The sequence below is a fragment of the Flavobacterium wongokense genome, from assembly GCF_021608265.1.
GTDB lineage: Bacteria > Bacteroidota > Bacteroidia > Flavobacteriales > Flavobacteriaceae > Flavobacterium > Flavobacterium wongokense.
Window position 1 is genome coordinate 1 of the sequence record NZ_JAKIHP010000016.1, and the last position, 2,478, is coordinate 2,478.

General features: G+C 33.5%; 3 protein-coding genes. All 3 read right to left on the minus strand.

Annotation, left to right across the window (positions count from 1 at the left end; translation table 11 throughout):
• Nucleotides 1-138: 138 nt before the first annotated feature.
• A complete protein-coding gene (locus tag L1S31_RS14795; RefSeq protein WP_236465556.1) occupies nucleotides 139-576 on the minus strand; it encodes a hypothetical protein in 438 nt (145 codons plus the stop codon).
• Nucleotides 577-754: 178 nt separating this feature from the next.
• A complete protein-coding gene (locus L1S31_RS14800) occupies nucleotides 755-1,405 on the minus strand; it encodes a hypothetical protein (RefSeq protein ID WP_236465557.1) in 651 nt (216 codons plus the stop codon).
• Between the two features lie 164 nt (nucleotides 1,406-1,569).
• On the minus strand, nucleotides 1,570-1,965 hold the full coding sequence (locus L1S31_RS14805; RefSeq protein WP_236465558.1) for a DUF4288 domain-containing protein: 396 nt from the start codon (nucleotides 1,963-1,965) through the stop codon (nucleotides 1,570-1,572).
• Nucleotides 1,966-2,478 lie beyond the last annotated feature (513 nt).

The window sequence follows — 2,478 nt, forward strand, 5'->3', positions numbered from 1 at the left end:
TAACGTTCCGCGGCTTCACGCAGTAGCGGCAACTTTATAGTTATTTGTAAATATATACAATTTTCCGGTTGCGTAATTTCCGGCTTAGAAAGATAAAACCAGCTATTGCTTGAAACCGCTGTTAGCGGAAGGTTTTTGTCATAACTTGATAAGTTTTCCTTCTCTGGTTGTCACATTCAGTTGACCTGAATAAACAATCCTGAATTTTATTGTATCACCAAGCGGTTCTGAAATTTCCATTATTGGTTCTCCCATAGTTTTCAGCTTCCCTATTATGCTGTTTGAAGGTTCTATTTGTGAGACTTTTATTGGGTCAACTTTTTCCAACTTGTCGTATAAAAGAAAAATGCATTTTCCATCTCTGTCTTTTAACTTAGTAATTATGCCTTCAGTTTTTCCCAATTCAAAAGTTTTCAAATATGTACTGTCATTAAACTCGATTTTAGTGTTTAGTTTTCCAAACTTGTCATTTTCATATTCAATTCTATAAATTCCACGTATTTCACAACTTTTGTTTTGAAATAAAAGGCTTGAAATTCCAATAAGAAATAGCAATAAAAAGTAAATTGATTTCATAGTTGTGTCTTTTTCGCGGTTTCCAAAAACTTTCCGCTAACGTTCCGCCGCTTGGCGTCAGTAGCGGTAAATTTAAGAAAAATATTCTGCGTGAAGAAGGATTTGAGCAAACCGTTGGGTTTCCGGCGGATAGGATAGGAGCTATTGCGCCAAACGGCTGTTAGCAGTAGTGTTTTTCTTAAAAGTTCTCTATTAAGTAACGTTTGATTTCGGCTAAGAATGTGTTGTAATTTTCTAAGACATCACTAAACTTATATGTGTGAAATTGAGGTGTATTCTTGAGGTTATTATAATCAAGTGTATAAGCGAAAACGACAGGATAATATTCTCCATGATAACTGTGTGCCTGGGAATTGATAAATGAATGTTTGTAACCGTTTGAGATTTCATTAACTATTTTTAAAAAGCCTCTGAAATTATCAAATAATTCAGGAATAAAATTCTCTTCACTTAGTAAGTTTCCAATTGAGTTAATTTTAATTTTAGAGGGAAACTTGTTATTTTTTTTATTGTAATCCAATATGTAAACCAATCCGATTAATTCGTCAGCAGTTTTTCTAAGCCAATAAAAAATTTGCTCAGTTAGAAATTTTTGTTTGTAAAAAAGATGGGAAATATCAGGATTAACGATGCCACGACTTTGAGTAATAATATTATAGTCTCTGTACAATTCAATGATTAAATCATTTATCCTATCAGCCCTCTGTATTATTTCTACCCAACTCAACAATAAATTTCCAAATGGAGTATCAGTTGGCAATTTTAAAAACTGATCGGCTCTTAAAATTTCGTTATGCTTTTTTAAACTTTCTATTATTGGGTATTCCATTTTTGGCGTGTTGGGTGGAAAAAACATTACTGCTAACGTTCCGCCGCTTGGCGTCAGTAGCGGCAAGTTAAGAATAAATGTAATAAGAAATGCTGAAGTTCAGAGTATTTTCCAAGAAAGACAAACAAGCTATTACGCCAAACGGCTGTTAGCGGTTGTGCATTTTATTTCTCTTTCAACTTTATATTTTCTAAAAGCTCCTTTTCACTACGCACAAACTTTTCAGTTTTTCTATTAGTCATTACTCCATAATCTGTCCACATAATTTCACTTCCATCTTCAATATCTTCATAGATTGGAATCAAATCAGCGATTCCAACAAAAACATATTCCATTTCAACTTTGTTGGAGTTTATGAATCTAACTTGGCCTTCTTTTCCAATTTTTATTGCTTTTTCGTATGCTTGTTTAGGATTTTCGGCTTTTATCAAATGAAAATTTCCCCAAGTAACGACATGACGCAAATCATTTTCACTACGATTTACCGGCTCACGTTTCTCAATAATTTCTGCTATATACCAATTTCCTTTTCCGATTGATATTTTTTCGTTCTCTTTCATTTTCTATAAAAATTTCTCCGCAAACTTGGGAAATGCATTACCGCTAACGTTCCGCGGCTTTGCGCTGTAGCGGCAAGTTAAGAATAAATGTAATAAGAAATTGTAATGTTCAGAGTATTTTCCAAGAAAGGCAAAACCAGCTATAGCGCGAAACCGCTGTTAGCGGCTGGTGTTCTTGTTTGCGTAAACTTGGATTCCGTATAATATTAAAACCAAAACTATTAAAATGTGTGGCAAATATGTCGGCCAAGCGCCCAAAAAGAAAACCACATACAATATATATTCAGAAAATAATATCGATGAAATTATCACAATTGTCAAAATCCAATTTAGCCAGTTTCTTTTTCGGCTCAATATCGAAATTGATTTTATAAACACAAATACCGCAATAATTGTCGGAATTAAAAACCAATAGTAAAATTCCGGTTTATAAACTAAATATTCAATTTTATCGTTCATTATTGTCTTTTTACGAGGTGTTGCTCAACACTTGCCGCTAACGTTCCGCGGCTT

Coding starts and splice junctions, on each gene's coding strand:
- L1S31_RS14795 (WP_236465556.1), bottom strand. CDS start 576: ATGAAATCAATTTACTTTTTATTGCTATTTCTTATTGGAATTTCAAGC.
- L1S31_RS14800 (WP_236465557.1), bottom strand. CDS start 1,405: ATGGAATACCCAATAATAGAAAGTTTAAAAAAGCATAACGAAATTTTA.
- L1S31_RS14805 (WP_236465558.1), bottom strand. CDS start 1,965: ATGAAAGAGAACGAAAAAATATCAATCGGAAAAGGAAATTGGTATATA.